17 protein-coding genes, 2 pseudogenes and 2 other annotated features are annotated in these 18,404 nt (G+C 29.3%); of the genes and pseudogenes, 14 read left to right on the top strand and 5 right to left on the bottom strand.

Annotated features, from left to right (window positions below; all coding sequences use genetic code 11):
* Positions 1 to 15 precede the first annotated feature (15 nt).
* Positions 16 to 378: a winged helix-turn-helix domain-containing protein gene (locus CIW83_RS25050; protein ID WP_369819419.1), complete on the bottom strand. Its 363-nt coding sequence runs from the start codon at positions 376 to 378 to the stop codon at positions 16 to 18.
* A gap of 46 nt (positions 379 to 424) precedes the next feature.
* Entirely contained in the window at positions 425 to 715 is a 291-nt protein-coding gene (locus CIW83_RS25055; protein ID WP_369819420.1) for a response regulator, read from the bottom strand.
* Positions 716 to 827: 112 nt separating this feature from the next.
* Positions 828 to 1,061, top strand: a binding site (T-box leader).
* Between the two features lie 195 nt (positions 1,062 to 1,256).
* Here CIW83_RS25055 and cysK point away from each other — a divergent pair.
* The 5 genes and pseudogenes from cysK to CIW83_RS20740 all read left to right on the top strand — a co-directional run bounded on the left by cysK (position 1,257) and on the right by CIW83_RS20740 (position 5,558).
* Positions 1,257 to 2,174 (top strand): cysteine synthase A, encoded by a 918-nt coding sequence (gene cysK / locus CIW83_RS20720; protein ID WP_094904341.1) that lies wholly within the window; start codon positions 1,257 to 1,259, stop codon positions 2,172 to 2,174.
* Positions 2,164 to 2,720 (top strand): annotated as a pseudogene (gene epsC / locus CIW83_RS20725) (serine O-acetyltransferase EpsC). Before cysK ends, epsC begins: the two are co-directional and overlap by 11 nt.
* A gap of 59 nt (positions 2,721 to 2,779) precedes the next feature.
* Positions 2,780 to 2,985: a binding site (T-box leader), on the top strand.
* A 297-nt stretch (positions 2,986 to 3,282) separates the two neighbouring features.
* Positions 3,283 to 4,274: pseudogene (gene trpS, locus CIW83_RS20730) on the top strand (tryptophan--tRNA ligase).
* Between the two features lie 9 nt (positions 4,275 to 4,283).
* Positions 4,284 to 5,048, top strand: coding sequence for a TIGR02206 family membrane protein (locus CIW83_RS20735; RefSeq protein WP_094904342.1), 765 nt, complete (start codon positions 4,284 to 4,286; stop codon positions 5,046 to 5,048).
* Positions 5,049 to 5,201: 153 nt separating this feature from the next.
* Entirely contained in the window at positions 5,202 to 5,558 is a 357-nt protein-coding gene (locus CIW83_RS20740) for a hypothetical protein (RefSeq protein WP_094904343.1), read from the top strand.
* Positions 5,559 to 5,602: 44 nt separating this feature from the next.
* Here CIW83_RS20740 and mnmH read toward each other — a convergent pair whose 3' ends face one another.
* Positions 5,603 to 6,643 carry a tRNA 2-selenouridine(34) synthase MnmH gene (mnmH, locus tag CIW83_RS20745; protein WP_158220196.1) on the bottom strand — a complete coding sequence of 347 codons (1,041 nt, stop codon included), beginning with the start codon at positions 6,641 to 6,643 and terminating at the stop codon, positions 5,603 to 5,605.
* A 162-nt stretch (positions 6,644 to 6,805) separates the two neighbouring features.
* On the opposite strand from mnmH, the gene CIW83_RS20750 reads away from it, so the two are divergent.
* Complete coding sequence (locus CIW83_RS20750; RefSeq protein WP_094904345.1) at positions 6,806 to 7,375, top strand: hypothetical protein; 570 nt, start codon at positions 6,806 to 6,808, stop codon at positions 7,373 to 7,375.
* A gap of 29 nt (positions 7,376 to 7,404) precedes the next feature.
* Here CIW83_RS20750 and CIW83_RS20755 read toward each other — a convergent pair whose 3' ends face one another.
* Positions 7,405 to 7,647, bottom strand: coding sequence for a DUF2249 domain-containing protein (locus CIW83_RS20755; protein ID WP_094904346.1), 243 nt, complete (start codon positions 7,645 to 7,647; stop codon positions 7,405 to 7,407).
* 140 nt (positions 7,648 to 7,787) lie between these two features.
* Here CIW83_RS20755 and CIW83_RS20760 point away from each other — a divergent pair, with 140 nt between their 5' ends.
* The 8 genes from CIW83_RS20760 to CIW83_RS20795 all read left to right on the top strand — a co-directional run bounded on the left by CIW83_RS20760 (position 7,788) and on the right by CIW83_RS20795 (position 17,751).
* On the top strand, positions 7,788 to 8,171 hold the full coding sequence (locus CIW83_RS20760; protein ID WP_094904347.1) for a VOC family protein: 384 nt from the start codon (positions 7,788 to 7,790) through the stop codon (positions 8,169 to 8,171).
* 152 nt (positions 8,172 to 8,323) lie between these two features.
* Entirely contained in the window at positions 8,324 to 10,669 is a 2,346-nt protein-coding gene (locus CIW83_RS20765; protein ID WP_094904348.1) for an EAL domain-containing protein, read from the top strand.
* Positions 10,670 to 10,800: 131 nt separating this feature from the next.
* A complete protein-coding gene (locus CIW83_RS20770; protein ID WP_094904349.1) occupies positions 10,801 to 11,229 on the top strand; it encodes a universal stress protein in 429 nt (142 codons plus the stop codon).
* Positions 11,230 to 11,397: 168 nt separating this feature from the next.
* Positions 11,398 to 13,074, top strand: a complete 1,677-nt coding sequence (locus CIW83_RS20775) for a glycoside hydrolase family 10 protein (protein WP_094904350.1) — start codon at positions 11,398 to 11,400, stop codon at positions 13,072 to 13,074.
* Positions 13,075 to 13,353: 279 nt separating this feature from the next.
* The gene (locus CIW83_RS20780; protein WP_158220197.1) at positions 13,354 to 14,439 is read left to right on the top strand and encodes an endospore germination permease; all 1,086 of its coding nucleotides are present in this window, start codon (positions 13,354 to 13,356) and stop codon (positions 14,437 to 14,439) included.
* Complete coding sequence (locus CIW83_RS20785; protein WP_094904352.1) at positions 14,429 to 15,589, top strand: Ger(x)C family spore germination protein; 1,161 nt, start codon at positions 14,429 to 14,431, stop codon at positions 15,587 to 15,589. Before CIW83_RS20780 ends, CIW83_RS20785 begins: the two co-directional genes overlap by 11 nt.
* Positions 15,589 to 17,013 carry a spore germination protein gene (locus tag CIW83_RS20790; RefSeq protein WP_094904353.1) on the top strand — a complete coding sequence of 475 codons (1,425 nt, stop codon included), beginning with the start codon at positions 15,589 to 15,591 and terminating at the stop codon, positions 17,011 to 17,013. The genes CIW83_RS20785 and CIW83_RS20790 overlap by 1 nt, the downstream gene beginning before the upstream one ends.
* 468 nt (positions 17,014 to 17,481) lie before the next feature.
* Positions 17,482 to 17,751 carry a putative signal transducing protein gene (locus CIW83_RS20795; protein ID WP_094904354.1) on the top strand — a complete coding sequence of 90 codons (270 nt, stop codon included), beginning with the start codon at positions 17,482 to 17,484 and terminating at the stop codon, positions 17,749 to 17,751.
* Positions 17,752 to 17,890: 139 nt separating this feature from the next.
* Here CIW83_RS20795 and CIW83_RS22410 read toward each other — a convergent pair.
* Positions 17,891 to 18,404, bottom strand: a 514-nt coding sequence (locus CIW83_RS22410) for a DUF434 domain-containing protein (RefSeq protein ID WP_158220198.1), incomplete at its 5' end; no start/stop codon positions are given.

Genomic DNA, 18,404 nt, shown 5'->3' on the forward strand with positions numbered 1-18,404 from the left:
TATCAAAAAGTGTAGTTATTGTTTTCCTATCCCAAATTTATATCCAGCTCCATAAACAGTATGGATGTATTCAGGGGATTTTGGATTAGTTTCAATTTTTTGTCTAATATTTTTTATATGAGTATCGATGGTTCTATCAAATCCTTCGTATTCATGACCAAGGGAAAATTCAATCAATTGATCTCTTGAAAGTACATGATTTGGGTTAGATACAAGGGCTAATAAAATTTTGAACTCATTTGTTGTAAAGCTAATATTTTCATTGTTTTTTCTGACTGTCATTTTGTCTACTTCAATTTCTAAATCGCCATTATTGAAACTAAGTTTTTCAGCTGAAGGTCTAGAATTAGGATAAGATCTTCTAAGTAATGCTTTCACCCGGCCAATCAGTTCTCTCGGACTAAAAGGTTTTAATACATAATCATCAGCCTATGGATAAACCTTCGATTCTATCGTCTTCATGAGTTTTTGCAGTCAGCATTATAATTGGCACATTAGATACAGATCTTATTTTCTTACATACTTCTTCACCTGAAACTTTGGGTATCATCAAGTCTAGTATAATTAAGTGAATATCATTATTATTAAACAAGTTCAAGGCAATCTCTCCATCATTAGCCAAAAACACATTAAATTCTTCTTTGATTAAATACGCTTTAATAACATCTGAAATATTTTTTTCATCTTCTACTAATAAAATATTTGTGTAATTCAAATTTAATCACCTCATACTCATATTACCCAAAAATAATATAAATAAAAAATAAAAAAATGCTTTATTTTTAAGAACTATTATGCTATACTTGAATATAATATTTAAAACATACTAAAATGCTATGAATTGGTAAAGTAAATTATATAGAGTATTTCAGAGAGGATTCTATTGGTGAAAGGAATCTATACAATATATATTTGAAGTGCACTAAGGAGCATGGAGTCGAAAACTATAGTAGACTTATACGGTTGTTCCCGTTATAGAACTAGAGTATGAAAGTACTTGAATCGAGCTGGGGATTACCCCAAGCAGAGTGGAACCGCGAAACTTACCTTTTGCCTCTGTATATTTATTTATACATGGGTAAAAGGTTTTTTTAATTTAACTTAAAAGGATACAAAGAAGGTGATAAAAATTTCGGAGGAATTTTACCTATAGATGAGGATAAACTAAAAGTATGTTTTATTTATAAGAAATAAAATTTCTAGTGACTTATTATTTTAAATTGTAAACTATGAATTGAATAAAGGGAGGTAGCAAAATGATATTAAATAATATTGGAGAATTGGTGGGAAATACACCAATTATAAGACTAAATAATATGAAAAAAGAAGGAATGGCAGAGATACTTGTAAAAATTGAGTCCTTTAATCCTTCTGGTAGTGTAAAGGATAGGGCGGCTTTATATATGATAGAAGCAGCTGAAAGAGAGGGATTTTTAACTAAAGGTGGAACAATAATTGAACCTACAAGTGGAAATACAGGTGTTGGTTTGGCTATGATGGGAGCTGCAAAAGGATATAATGTAATTTTAGTTATGCCTGATACTATGAGTATAGAGAGAAGAAAACTAATGCAAGCCTATGGTGCAAAAATTATTTTAACCGAAGGCAAATATGGGATGGCAGGATCCGTAGAATTAGCAGAAGGATTAGCCAGAGATAATAATTATTTTATGCCAAATCAATTTGCAAATAAAAATAATTTAATGGCTCATTATGAAACAACTGGTATAGAAATACTTAAGGCCACTGATGGGAATATAGATGCCTTTGTGGCAGGAGTTGGAACAGGTGGAACTATATCAGGAGCAGGAAAAAGACTAAAAGAATATAATAAGGATATATTGCTTATAGCAGTTCAGCCAGCTAAATCTCCAGTTCTAACAGGAGGGCAGCCAAGTGGTCATAAGATACAAGGTATAGGTGCAAACTTTATACCTGATATATTTGATAATGATATAGTAGATGAAATACTAAGTATTGATGAAGAAACTGCATATTCATATGCAAGGAAATTGGCAGCAGAAGAAGGGATTCTATGTGGAATTTCATCAGGAGCAAATCTGGCTGCTGCAAATATAATAGCTAAGAGACTAGGTGAAGGTAAAATAGTATTAACAGTCCTTCCTGATACTGGTGAAAGGTATTTATCTACTGACTTATTTAATGGAGAGTGATTCTATGTTTAAGTTTCTCATAGAAGAAGGAAAAAACATATTGGAAAAAGATCCTGCAGCTAAAAGTCTTTTTACAGCTATGTTTTTCTACCCAAGTCTAAAGGCAATATTTTATCATAAAATTGCATATAAACTATATAAGAAGAAGAGATTTGTGCTCTCTTGGATAATATCTCAGCGAGCTAGGAGAATAACTGGCATTGAGATACATCCTGGAGCTAAAATTGGAGAGAAATTGTTTATAGACCATGGAATGGGTGTAGTAATAGGTGAAACTGCTGAAATAGGAAATAATGTACTAATGTATCATGGTGTGACTTTGGGAGGAATAGGCGGAGAAAAGGCTCTAAAAGGCATCCTACCATAGAAGATGATGTTATCATTGGTGCAGGTGCTAAAATACTTGGACCTATAACCATTGGAAAGGGAGCTAAAATAGGAGCAAATTCTGTAGTATTAGAAGATGTTCCACCATATTCTACGGCAGTAGGAGCTCCAGCTAGAGTAGTTAAAAAAAGAAATTATGGATATATTTATGTCGTGTAAATAATATTAAATTTTATTGTTTACAATATAATATTCTAGAGTATAATATATATAATATAGGACTAACAATGAACAAGAATAGTAATCATAATAAAGATCTAAAGAGAGCTAGGGATGGTGAGAACTTAGCGATACTATTATGATGAATGGACTTGGGAGTATATATCTGAAATAATTAGGATATAGGGTTAATCACCCTTAAAGGATTAAAGTTGGCTTTTAGCAAAAAGAGTGGTACCGCGGAAATTACCCTTTCGTCTCTTTAATTAGAGATGAAAGGGTTTTTTATGACCTAACACAACGAACGCTAGTGAGTTGATGTAGGTCAAACGCAATGAGCACCAAATTTGCACGACCATTAGGGAGTGAACAAATTTGAGTTGCGAAACTGCGGAAAATGACCTAACACAACGAACGCTAGGTCCTAACGGACACCACTGAATTATGCCCTACGGGGTAGATAAAGGTTGTGAGTTGATGTAGAGTCAGTACATTAAGAAATGTGAATTGTGCAAGCGGCCTATGTCTATGAATTATGAATTGAATTATAGGAGGGACTATTATGGAAAAGAAAATTGTATTTAGTGGAGTGCAGCCTTCAGGAGCACTAACTATAGGGAATTATATAGGAGCTATAAAAAACTGGGTAGAGCTACAAGATGAATATGATTGCTACTACTGTATAGTTGACATGCATGCTATTACAGTACCTCAAGTACCTAAAGACCTTAGAAAAAACACATTAGATGTCTTAGCTTTATATCTGGCTTGTGGGATAGATCCAGATAAAAGTACTTTATTTGTCCAATCTCATGTACCAGCCATGCAGAATTAACTTGGGTATTAAATAGTATATCTTATATGGGACAATTAAATAGAATGACTCAATATAAAGAGAAATCTAAGAAATCTGAGGAGAATCTAAATGCAGCATTATTTACTTATCCAGTTTTAATGGCTTCAGATATACTCTTATATCAAACTGATTTAGTGCCTGTAGGAGAGGACCAAAAACAACATTTAGAATTAGCTAGAGATTTGGCAATAAGATTTAATAATAAATATAGTGATACTTTCAAGGTGCCAGAGCCACTAATAAAGGAATTCGGGGCTAGAATAATGAGTCTTCAAAATCCAGAGGCAAAGATGAGTAAATCTGATTCAGATGAAAATGGATATATATTGATTCTAGATAATAAAGATGTCATAAGAAGAAAAGTAAAAAGAGCTGTTACAGATTCTTTAGGAGTAATGGCATATAATGATGAACAGCTGGGGCTAAAGAACCTATTAACAATTTATAGCATATTTTCAAATGAGGAAATACCACAAATAGTAAATCGTTATGAAGGGCAAGGCTATGGAAAATTTAAAGAAGATTTAGCAGAGGTAGTAGTTAATGGACTTTCACCTATTCATGATAAGTTTGAATATCTGATAAAAAATAAAGATTATCTAGAAAAGATATATAAAGATGGGGCAGAAAAAGCTGAGTATCAAGCCATGAAAACCCTTAGAAAGGTTTATAAAAAGATAGGATTTATAGCAAGGTAGGGAGAACTTATGGAACTGATAAAACATTTTTTTAGAGGGACTCCAGATGGATATGTATTTCCTGTCTGGAGTTTGACTCATTTGGTAATTATTTTAGTTGCATTTCTAGGAATTCAATTTATATTATTAAATCAAAGAAAACTCAGAAACCCTCTGATAGGAAGAAAATTTAAGCTTTTAATGATTATTATTTTATTTTTGCAGCAAATAATATTATATCTTTGGTACAGTTTTTCGGGATATGGTACTATAAAAGAGAGTTTACCATTATATAATTGTAGAATTGCTATCATTTTTATAATACTTGCTTTTATAACAGATAAAAAAATATTTAAGAATGTTGGATGCTACTGGGGATTTATAGGATCTATATTAGTTCTAATGATGCCTGTTGATTTATATCCCTTCTCATTTCCTCATTATACAAATATTTCCTATTTCTTAGGACATATTGGGTTGTTATGGTCTACAGTATATATTTTAGTGGTAGATCAATATAGGATAGATAGAAATAGTTTAAAATCAATATTGTATTTTACTAATACTTATAATTTACTAATTTATATATTTAATAAAGCAACTAATTCTAATTATTGCTATTTAAATAAAGCCCCTTTTGCCGCTGCATTTTTTGAAAAATACATGTCACCTAGAACATATAGTTTAACAGCATTTTTTGCCTTTAATATATTTATGATTTTAGTATATTTTATAGCAAAAACTATATATAAAGCATTAGAGATAGATGAAGAATTGGTTGAATCTACTTTATAAGGAAAAGTATAAAAATCAAGCTATAATTATAGCTTGATTTTTATACTTTAAGTTTTTATATGTATAAAAAGGGGTAAATAGAATATAATGTAAAAAATATTAAAAGATGAGAATAAAGAAATTATTCTATGTATTTAAAAGAAAGGAGAAATTATGAAAACAAGTATAGATTGGAACATAATTAAATCTGAACTAATTAAGTACATAAAAAAGTTAATAATTATGATAATGATTACAATTGTAATAACTTTCATATTAAGTAGGTTTACTAATCTAGGCTTTAAGAACTTGTTAGAATATGCTTCTCTTGCAATAATATGTGTAGGAGCATTATCAGTACTTGGTGGCAGTAAAATGGTAATGAATACCCAATATAACTATCAAAAATTTTCTACTGGGAGAACTAATCCAACAAAGAGTGATTTGAGTTTAATTCCTGATAGTTATAGATTTTGTATATTTATGGGTATTTCAGGAACCATTATTTACCTTATTAGTTTAATTTTCTAATTTAATGAAAAAACAGAGTAAAGAATTAAGCCACTTATGTCTTATTAATTTTTATCATATTTATGATCTTTAGCCCATTCAATAATTTTATTAGTTGTTTGTAATTCATTATCATTATAAAATACTGCCTCATAAACTCTATTTCTATGCTCGTAAAGAGGGTCATAATATTTTATTATCAGTTCCTCTATTACTGGTTTATAATCATGTTTTCCAATTAGTTTTATATATTTATCAATATTACTATCTCCCAAATATTTTCTTAGATTATGGAGTGAGGTTATAAGTTCATTATCTGTATCATGAACATATTCCTTCAAAAGATTATTTACTCTTGTTTCTATATTAGCTTCAATCTTTACATTTATTCCATTGTTTATGGCATTATACAAATAATTAGGTATTATATCTTTACCTATTCTTTTACTTTCACCTTCTACAAAAACAAAATTTGTCTTTCTATTTTTTAAGGACTTGTATACAAGACTTTCAAACATTTTTTGACTGTTTTGCTCACCAAGACCAACACTACCAAGGATAGAACCTCTATGATTAGCACAACCTTCCAAATCAAGAGTATCCAAGCCTTGACTTCCCAGAGATTTTAAAATATTAGTTTTACCTGTCCCAGTATTCCCATAAAGGACTATAAATTTTATGTTTTCTACTACTGTTGGTAGGTGATCATTGACATATTTTCTATACCCCTTATATCCACAATCCAGTTTAGTGGCATTTATTCCAAGGGTTTTAAAAAGAGAAACCAATGAGCTGCTTCTAAATCCACCTCTAGCACAGAAAAATATAAGATTATTATATTCCTTATCGAGTTCAGATACCCTATCATAAATACTTGGAAGATTTTTTGCTGCAGTTGCTATACCAATTTTCTTTGCTATTTCAATACTTTCTTGTTTATAGATTGTACCTATTAATTCTCTTTCCTTATCATCAAAAATAGGGATGTTAACAGATCCTGGTATTGTTTCTAATGTATATTCATGGGGGGATATAACATCAATTAATACATAATTTTCATCTAGTCTATTTTGATCTATATCTTCATAATTAATAATTTTAAACATATAATTCCCTTCTTCTATTAAATAATTTAAATACCTATACATTATACCATTAGTTTTATCTATAGAAGAGAAAATAATATAAATAAATTTAATTTTATAAGTGGTTTTAATGATAACTATAGAATACTATAGTATAAAGTCGCATTGGGAAGGGGGATACTTATGTATGAAAAGGCTTTTAAGAAGTTGTTTTGGGGATATATCTTCATATTTATTAATTTAAGAATTTCTGGAGTTGATATATTACCAGACTCTATAGGTTATATTATTATTTTACAAGGAATAAAGATGTTATTGCCTAATAGCGAACATTTTACTATGGCAATGAAATATAATTATCCATTAATAGTTTTATCATTATTTTCAATTTATCAAAATAATATTAGAGGTGGATATTTCACATTGCCGCAATCTAGTCTAATAGGTACTATAGTTGGGATAGCCTCAACTGTTTTATCTTTACTACTCATGTATAATTTGCTTGTTGGAATTAAAGAGATGTGCAGAAAAAACAATATAATAGATTTATCTAATATGGCTGATGAGCTATGGAATTATTATTGGAAGGTTTTATTGGCAGTATTTCTAGGAATACCTATAGCATTGATTCCTGTAATAGGTCTTATATATTTAATAGTGGTTATCATAATAGCTATAGTTGTAAATATTAAGATTTTGAAATTATTCTGGGATATCTCAGAACGTTTTAATATTGATAAAGTTATTAACTAAAGGTAGATAGCAAACTGCTATCTACCTTATTATATATAGTTAAGATATTTTTTTGCTAAAGATACTTTCCATACATCTGGTCCTTCCTCAATATATTCCCATTCAAATTTTCCAAATCTTTTTTCTTCCAATTGATTGAATACATGAGATGGGTCCGTATCGTTTATTAACACCATTTTTTCACCTACTGGCAGGGAATCAAAAGTTCGTAAAACTACATCATTTATATCATTAATTTCATATCCACAAGTATCTATTTGCAAAATAGACATATTATCTCCTCCTAATAGTTTTAAATTATTATGCCCAGCGAATAGAATATTATTTTATTAGTAAAATACTTTCAATACATAGGATAAATAGGGTATAATAGGATATATATCATTAATTTACAAAAAAGGAGTGGTGATTTATGAACTATAAAATACTTCATACTTGTATAAGAGTAATGGATTTAGAAAGATCTTTAAAATTTTATAAAGAAGCTTTAGGCTTAGCAGAGACAAGAAGAAAGGATTTTCCAGAGGATGAATTTACTTTAGTTTTTTTATCTGATGAATCAGGGAAACATGAAATAGAATTAACATATAACTATAATCCAGAAAAACCATATGTAATTGGTGATGGCTTTAGTCATATGGCATTTGGAGTAGAAGATTTAGAGGCATCAAGAGAAAAACATAAAGAAATGGGATATGAAGTTACAGAATTAATGGGTCTTCCGGGTGAAAAGCCAAGATATTATTTTGTAACAGATCCAGATGGATATGATGTTGAAATTATAAGAACTAAATAATAGAAACAAACAGTGAATTACCTCTGAAATATAGAGGTAATTTTTAAATAAAACTTTGTCGAAAAAAGTCTAAAAAAGATTGATTCAAATATTATGCCAATATATACTCGTGATATTAAATTGACACTGAATAGAGAAAAGGTGATAATGATATGAAATCCATTAGAAATCAAATACTAATATATCTCGTGGTAGGGGCAATAATACTATTTGGATTATTGTTTGTTTTTTCTGATTTGAAATTAAATGAACTTCCAAAGCATATTAAAGCTCAGTATAGTGAAATAGTAAATGCTAGATCAGATGAAGTAACTAAGGAGTTAAAAGGATTTATTGAGCAGATAACCATAATATCAAAATCACCAATAATAAGGTCAATGGACTTGGAAAAGATAAAATCTTATTTGCCTAATTTAGTACTAAAGAATAAATATAGAAATATGACTATATCTTATCCAGATGGTAGGGCTTGGTCAACAATATTAGATGAATTTGATATCTCACATCAAGAACAATATCAAAAGATTTTTGTAGAGGAAGAGGAATGTATAATCTCTCAGCCATTTTATAGCCCATATGTTCATGAATCAGACAAGCCTATTATAATTATTTCCCATAGTGTTACTGATGAAAAAAATCGAGTTATTGGGCTAGTAAATATAGTAATAAATAACGAGTTTTTGAACGAGGTTGTAAGAGGAATGAATTTGAAGGGAGAAGCTTATGGTTGGATAGTAAATAAGGACGGTGTATTAGTAGCACATCCAGATTCTCAAGCATCTTTAAAGAAAAATATTAAAGATTATATAATAGATGATGGCAATATAATAAATGAAATACTAGAAGGGAAATCTGGTATCATTGAATATATAGATGAGAATGGTGAAAATATATTGGTGTTTTTTAATAAGATTAGAGAATCTCCAGAGTGGACCTTTCTTATTTCTATTTCTGAAAAATCAATTTACAAAGAAATAAATGGAGTGAGGAATACAATTTTAGCAGCTATTATTATAGGATTAATATTAGTGATTGCATTTTGTTTCTTCTATTCAAGAAGTCTATCAAAACCAATTCTAGAATTAAAAAAAGTATTCGAGAGAGCTGCTAATGGTGATCTGAATATAAGGGCAAATGAGAAAATATATAATGAATTAGGTTTAGCGGCTAAAAGTTTTAATAAAATGCTAGAAAAGATTAAAGATTTAACTTATAGAGATATGGTAACAGAACTTTATAATTATAATGGTTTCTTTCTGGAACTTCCTTATAAGATGAAGAAGTTAGCTGACAAAAAAATAGTGACATCCATAGTAATAATATCTATCGATGATTTTAAGAGGATAAATAGTATTCATGGTTTTGATTTTGGAGATGGAGTGCTCTGCGATTTTGCAAGACAGCTTAAGAATTTTTTGAGAGGAGAAGAAATTGTAGCTAGATTTCTGGGAGATGAATTTATCTTATTCTTATACGAGGATGATATATTAACTATAGAGGAACGGATAAAGAAGTTATGGAATTTATGTAGTGGTGAGGTAAAAGTCAATGATAATCAATTTGTTATGAGGGTGAGTATTGGGGCTAGTGTTTCTACTAATAACAGTATAGCTATAGAAGAAATCATACATCAAGCAACTATCGCAAAGCTCATAGTTAAAAAGATGGGAGGAAATCATTATAGATTCTACGATTTTGAGTTGGAGGAACTGATTAAAGAGGAGCAAAAAATAGAGAATGACTTATACCATGCAATTGAAAACAATGAATTTAAATTAGTATATCAACCTATTAGAGAATTGGCTACAGGCAGAAACATAGGTATAGAGGCATTGCTTAGATGGACAAATCCCTTATATAGTAAAGTTTCTCCTTTAGTGCTGATACAAATAGCTGAACAAAATGGTTTAATAATAGAGATAGGCAGATGGGTTTTAAAGGAAGCATGTAGGCAAAATAAGCAATGGCAAAAAGAAGGTTATTCACCAATTATAGTGTCGGTAAATGTTTCAGCTATTCAATTTGAACAAACGAATTTTGTTGAAATGGTGAAGGAAATATTAGAGGAAACAGAATTAGAACCTAAATATTTAGAGTTGGAAATTACAGAAAGAATTGCTATGGATAGAGTAGAGGAGAAGCTTCTTAAAATGAAAGAATTAAAAAGTATGGGAGTTCGCATATCTATAGATGATTTTGGTACAGGTTACTCTTCATTAGCTTATTTTACACGATTTCCTATTGATACATTAAAAATAGATCGCTCATTTATTAATGATATGTTGAATGATGAAAATGCAAAAACTATTGTAACGACTATTATTAATATGGCTAAATCTATAAAGATAAAAACTATTGCAGAAGGGGTAGAAACTTGGGAACAGTTAGAATATCTAAAGAAAAAGAGCTGTGATCAAATTCAAGGATATTTAATCAGTAAGCCTGTTGACCCACATATAATAGTAGAGATGTTTGAGGAGGAAATTCTTACTAATTAAAGTAAGGATTTTTTTCTTAGCTTTATGTTAATATAATAACGAATAGGGTATATGTATTATGAAAGTAGTTGCAGACTGTATAATTTTGAGCATATACTTTTAATAAAACAATATAAAAGGAGGGTATGACTATGAAAAAAATCTTAGTGGCAATTGATGGCTCTGAAAACTCAACAAAGGCGCTAGAGAAAGCAAAAGAACTTGCTTTATTAAACAACAGTGAATTAATGATATTAAATGTTGTTAGTGATCTAAGAAATTACCATCCATATGTTATAGACAGGGTATATGAATCTGAAATAAATAAGGTATTGTTAGAACATGGTAAGAAATTATTAGATGAAGCATTAAAAATTTTTGAAGGATACGAAGGGAAGGTTGGCACATCTATTAAATGTGGTGATGCCGCTCGTGAAATTATAGAAATGGCGGAAAAGGGAGGATATGATTTAGTAGTTATGGGAAGCAGAGGATTAAATGCTTTATCAAGAGCGATGCTAGGTAGTGTATCAAATAAGGTGCTAAATCATATTAAAATTTCTGTATTAATAGTGAGATAGAATTACTTTTTTATAAATAATAAATTAAAATTTTTATCTACAGCCCAGTTAATCCAGGTTGTAGATTTTTTTATTGAATTGTCACAGAATCGTAATTTGAAATCTCCATAGAATTATAATATAATTCTATGAAACAGCATAATTTATTTGATTGGAGTTGGATAGGAGATGAAAAAGAAAATATTTAAATTTATTACAATAGGTGCTACTGTTTTAACTATGACTTTAAACACTATTTCTGTTAATGCAAATTCTAGTGGTATGGGAATGCAGCTTTTAAAGAGGTATAACTCAAATGAAATAATTTACTTAAAAAATAAACCAATAGAGATACCTGTATATGCCAAAGAGCAGACAGAACAGTTAAGAGGGGTATGGGTGTCCACGGTGTATAACTTAGATTTTCCATCTAAAAAGGGATTGACTGAATGGGAGTATAAGAATGAGTACATAAGGATTTTAGATAATTTAGAAGCCTTAAATATGAATGCAGTTATATTTCAAGTTAGACCGAAATTAGATGCATTTTATGAATCAAATATAAATCCTTGGTCAGAGTATTTAACTGGTACACAGGGTTTAAGTCCTGAATGGGATCCATTAGAGTGGATGATTGAAGAAGCTCATAATCGTGGAATGGAATTTCACGCTTGGTTTAATCCATATAGAGTAACTACTGGAAGTGAACAGTTGTCTGATTTAGCTTCTAATAATTGGGCAAGACAAAATCCGCAATATGTTTTTAATTTTGGTGGTAAGCTTCAATTAAATCCAGGAGAACCTGAAGTAATTAAATATATTAATGATAGTGTAATGGAAGTAGTAGAAAACTATGATATAGATGCAGTTCATTTTGATGATTATTTCTATCCTTTTAAGAGTGGAGATAGCTGGTATGCAAAGGAGGAAGAAGCCGCATTTAATAAGTATGGAAGTGGATTTAAAAATAGGGATGATTGGAGAAGAAACAATGTGGACAAGCTAATAGAAACTGTTCATAACTCCATTAAGACTTATAATAATAACAATAATAAGAGTGTACAATTTGGTATTAGTCCTTTTGGTATATGGGGGCATAAAGATCTGCATCCAGAAGGAAGTATAGAGGGAACAGGTTCTTTAACACCTAGAACATCTAGAGCTTCTTATGATGATCAATTTGCAGATACAAGAAAATGGGTTAAAAATAATTGGATTGATTATATAGCACCACAAATTTATTGGACCTTTGATGAGAAGGCGGCACCTTATGGAGAATTAGTTGATTGGTGGGCTGATGTGGCAAATGGAACAGAAGTAAATTTATATATTGGTCATGCCAGCTATAGAAAAGCTGATGTAAATAATAAGAATTTAAGTTGGAAAAATCCTCAGGAAATATCAAATCAGCTTAAGTTTAATAGTTTATATGATGAGATAAAGGGAAGTATATTCTTTAGTTATAGATCTTTATTAGAAAATGTAAATAATCCAGTGAATAACGAGTTTATTAATATTCTCAAGACGGAGCATTTTACTAGTAAGATTTCATCACCCACTAAATCTGAGACAAGTCATAGTGAAGTACAAGCTCCATTGAGTTTAAGGTCAATAGGAACTAACTATGGAAATATATTGATTTGGGAAGATTCCCCAACAAATGATGCTATATCTTATTTAGTATATCGAGGAGCAATTGAAGATGGAAGTAATGAAGGAAAAAGTATTGTTAGAAAAGTAGATAGAGATAATTATAATGCTTTTGTCTTTATAGACAAAAATGTTGATTTGTCTATGAGATATAAGTATGCAATAACAGCTTTAGATAAAGTAAATAATGAGAGTAGACCTCGTGAGCAGGATTAGAAGATATTATAAATAAAATTAATATAAAATAGCCATTGTGAACCTAAATTCATAATGGCTATTTTAGTTATGTAAATTCTATAATAATGTAATTATACTTTGGTGATAATAAATAGAAGCGAATATAGGCTATGGTAGTATTATTATAATGATTTTAACTATTATTATTTAAAACATATATTTTATAATTTCTCAAATTCAATTTAGGAGTTTTTAATAGCACATACTTTGCTAATCTATATGGAATACTATTTTATAAACAAGTTGCGGAGGATTGGCATGAACCATTCTATTACAAATAGACAGATAGCATTTATGATTTTTGCAGTAGTTGTAGGCTATGGTATTATTAATCTCCCCAATACTACTGCAGCTGAAGTAGGTACAGGTGCATGGATACCCATTGCTATTAATACTATAATAGTTGCCATATTTACATATTTCATATCATATCTAGGATACAGTCATGAAAATCAAACATTATTTGAATATGGTCAAAAGCTTGTGGGAAAAAAACTAGGAAAGTTAATTATTATTATATATATAATTTATTTTATATTTCTTTTAAGTTATTTAGTAAGATCATATTCAGAAATTGTTACATCGATTTTTCTTCAAAAGACACCAGTATGGGCAATAAGCATATTTTTACTGTTAGTTGTAAGTTATGGACTTACTAAAGATCTCAAAACCATTGCAAGAGTAACAGAAATTTATATATTTTTAGTCATAATTGGATTTGTCTTTATACAAATTATAGTCGCTACACAGGGAAAAATAGTAAATATTAGACCAATATTAGGAGTGGAAGATATAATGACATATGCAAAGGCTTCTTTTGAACTCTTTCTTCCATTTATAGGTTTGGAAATAATTATGTTTATTCCACTTAATAAAAAAATAAATAAAAGCATTATTAAGTACTCAATTTTATCAATAGTTTTTATTGGGTTATTGTATATTTTTGTTATAGAATCCACCATATCTGTTGTTGGAGTTGAAGATATAATTCGTTATGATGTATCAGTCTTTAAGGTGTTAAAAGGAATTGATTTACCTTATTTAGAAGTCTTAAAGCGTCTTGATGGGTTTTATGTTATTTTTTGGACCATGAACTTATTTTGTGATGTCTATATAGTATCTTATCTAATATTAAAACAATCAGAAAAGTTTTTTAAAAAGATATCTCCTAATATAATTATTTTTATTGTTATAGCTATTGTGTTTATCCTATCACAAATCCCTAAAACTCCTAGTGAAATTCGTATGTTGCCGACTATTGCTAAGAATTTAGGTATTATTACACTAATGATAATTCCATTAATTTTATTTATTGCTATGAAGGTGAAGAAAAATGATAAATAAAATAAGAATATTTCTATTCATGTTCCTTATTATAAATATACTGCTATTATCAGGATGTTGGGACTATGAAGATATAAATAATAGAAGTATTACATTATCTGTAGGAATCAATAAAGTAGATGAGGAAATTATTTTTAATGGCGAAATAGCTAAGTTAATTTCAGAATCTAATAAAAGTGGTACTTCTGCTTCTATTACTGATACATATTATTATAGCTCAAGCGGGAAAAATTTTGAAGAAGCAAAATATGACTATGATTATAAAATTCCTACTGTAGATTTTTCTGGAGCAATAAGAGCTATTGTATTTTCCAAGAAATATGCAAAAGAGAAAGGAATAGAATCGTATATTAATAGATTCAGTTTCATGCCTGGATTTAGATCTTCTGTGCTTACTGTCATAAGCGAACAACATACTGAAGAGTTGTTCAAAGAAAAGGTTGTTAATGACATATCTACAGGTCATAGTATTGAAAATACAATAAGATATTTGGAGAAGGATGGAGCTACAATATATACTACAGTTGAAGATATAAGACACAATATATCATTTGCAGAAATAGGTTTTCTAGTACCATATATAAAGAGAGAAGAAGATACTATAAAATATTTAGGTCTTGCTGTAATAAAAGATTCAAAGTTTATAGGAGCAATTAATGCAGAAGATAGCAGCGGAATTCTTTATTTAATTATTGATAATGCTTCTTCCATTGAAGCAATACCTAGCACCGAAAATAAAACTAATTTTATCTCTGTAAAAACAAAGCTTAGAAAAAGAAAAGTAACTACCTCTTGTAAAGATGGTGAAATTTATATAGATATAAAATTAGAATTAGATTCGAAACTTATTTATGAATATATCCAAGAACCTATTTCTGATGAGACAATAAAAGAATTAGAGAGTATTATAGCAAATAAGGTTAAGAATAAAGTTGTTTCCTCTATAGAGCGTTCTCAAAAAGAATTTAAATGTGATATTTTTGGTTTTGCTAGACATTTTAAAGCAGATAATCCTGTAAGTTTTAATACTGTAAATTGGACAGAAGTGTATCCTGATATTCACTTTAATGTAAAGGTGAAGTCCAAAATAATAAATTATAATTTTATTAACACCAAAGTAAAGGGAAATAATAAAGGAGAGGCAGAATAATGGAAGAAAAGGATATACTAGAAATCATAGAAAATATCAGTTCTTCAAATAGAGATGTTACAGTAAGAAAACTGACAGGAGACAGAGTAAATATTTATATATTATTCATAATGCAATTAACTGATAGGGTTAGAATTTCAGAAGACATAATCAAGCCAATTCTTTCATACAAGGGAGGTTTTCAGCTTAGTGCAGAGAAAATTGGAAATTCGATAATCTACACTGACAATGTTTCAATAGAGGAGGGCAAAGAGAATATTCTCAACTTTATTTTACAGGGTAATGCAATTATACTTATTCCCAAAGATAAAAACTTCATTAAGGTTAATACATTAAAGGTCGAAAAGCGAAATGTGGATTTGCCTCAAATAGAGACTGCTGTCAGAGCTCCAAAAGATTCTTTTACAGAAAATTTAGATTCAAACATATCATTAATAAGGTATAGAATTCAGGATTCTTCATTATCTATAGAATATTTGTCTCTAGGTAAGAGAACAAAAACAAATGTAGCAGTAGTTTACCTTGAGGATGTTGCAAACTCTGATGTTGTTAATAATATAAAGAAAAGACTATCTAATATAGATATTGATGGGATACTAGAGTCAGGACATGTGCAAAAACTAATATTAGGGGGCTCACCTCTTTTCCCAGAAATGGGGGTCTCTGAAAGATCAGATTCAGCATGTGGACATATACTAGATGGTAAAGTGTGTATAATAGTAAATGGTAGTAACCTTGCACTTGTTGCTCCTTTTACATTTTTAGAATTTATAGATTCTGGAGAAGATCATTATGATAATTCATATATTTCAATATTTATTAAATTTCTTAGAATTTTATCCATATTTTTAACTCTTACCCTTTCTTCTTTATATGTTGCAGTGGTAGCTTTTCATCCTGATGTTCTTCCTTCTCAGTATATTTTAGCTCTTGCATCTTCAAGAGTTGCTGTGCCTGTAAATGCATTTTTGGAAGCTTTTATTATGGAGATAATTGGAGAAATTCTAAGAGAAGGAAGTGTAAGGTTACCTCGGCAAATAGGACCTGCTTTAGGGATAGTGGAAACAATAGTTATAGGTCAAGCAGCTGTAACTGCAGGACTTGTAAGTCCATTAATGGTAATTATTGTGGCTTTATCCTCTATGGCTTCATTTGCAGCTCCAGATTATAGTATTATGAATTCTATTAGGATTTTGAAATTTATGTTATTAATTTTCACTGCTACATTTGGAGTTTTTGGCTTAATAATGGGGATTAATATTATAGCAATCAGAATGGCTTCTATTACAAGCTTTGGAGCTCCTTATACCGCACCTATGGCACCTTTTAATCTAAGAGATATAATTAAGTTTTTCCACTCTAATATAGTATATGAAAAAGAGAGAGCAGCATATTTGAGAACTAAAGATAAAAAGAGACAATAATCTTATCATTATCTTTTTATGGGGTAGGATACTATTAATAGCATTTTACTCCATAAAAATTTCAATAGTCTTTAAAATCTATATTAAATGTTTTCTCACCTAATTTTAATTTTCTTTCTGAATTACATATAAACATTCTCTAATAAGTCTAATAGATTCTTTTTCATCTCTGGCATCTAGGTTTAGCATTTCTAATAATTAATTTCACGAAACTCTCCTTTTAGGATTAATATTTGCAGTCTATAAAGTATACCCCTTGTAAATTAGATTTTTTATATATCTACCTATTTTGGAACTAGTTATACTGAAATTTAGAGATTTGTGAGGCAGTATATGATTGAAGATATAATAATTCGAAAGAAAATAAATCATTAGATACAAAGGAGTTTATTGGGTATAATGAACATGAGGAATAATATGATAAAAATGAGACTTTATTAAACTAAATGGAACAGGGGGTGAAGTCTTATGTTTAAAAGAAAAAATAAAATTCAAAAGAGAAATAAATCAGATGACTTTGAACTAGTTCTATTAAAAATTATTAATAATGAATACGAATTTAACATGGTAAAAGGTATATTGGATGAACATAAGATTCCGTATATAGTAAAGGAGCATGGAATTGGCGGCTATATGAGAATAATTAGTGGTACATCTAATGAAAGAGTTGATATACTAGTAGAAAAATCAGTATTTGAAAAAGCAAAGGCTATTTTAGAGCAATTTGGGCTACAATAGTAAAATTCAACTACTAAAAATAAACTTATTTAAAAGCCATATAGATTTTTATATGGTTTTTAAAGGATGGAAAAAATAGGCTTGTGAAATTATTGAACAAATATAAGCGAGGTAAAAATCTAAAAATACATTAAGAAGATTAGTGCATATTCTTAAAGCTTATAATCCAAGGATTATTTATATTTTCTTCAATAATTTTTCTAGATAAATTAAACCAACTTTTGCATTCGTCAAGTATTATAGAATCTGAAGTTACTACTCTTTCCATTTTAGAAAGTATACTATCAGGATTCGATACTAGTTCTACATTTAAAGGTATTTTCCATGTATCTTCAAGATTAGTAATTTTACTTTTTAATATCCCAGAATTAGAGACTGGTGCGTCAAGGAAAAAAATTACCTCAGGAACTTCAAGCTGATTTAGTTTATTTCCAATAAGTTGTAAAGCTATGTCAGTTTTATCTATAGGTTTATAAGTACCCCTTAAGCCTGCTAAATCTCTTATAACACCGTCATTTCCAAGTATAAGTGGACTTCCTGATAATGCTACCTCAAAGGTTATAATTAAATTGAATCCATCTATATGCATACACCCATTTTTAGCTATTTCCAATGGAAGCATAGTTGATTTTCTTTTTTTATATTGTAATTCA

This window comes from Tissierella sp. P1 (genome assembly GCF_002266425.1).
Classification (GTDB): Bacteria; Bacillota; Clostridia; order Tissierellales; family Tissierellaceae; genus Tissierella; species Tissierella carlieri.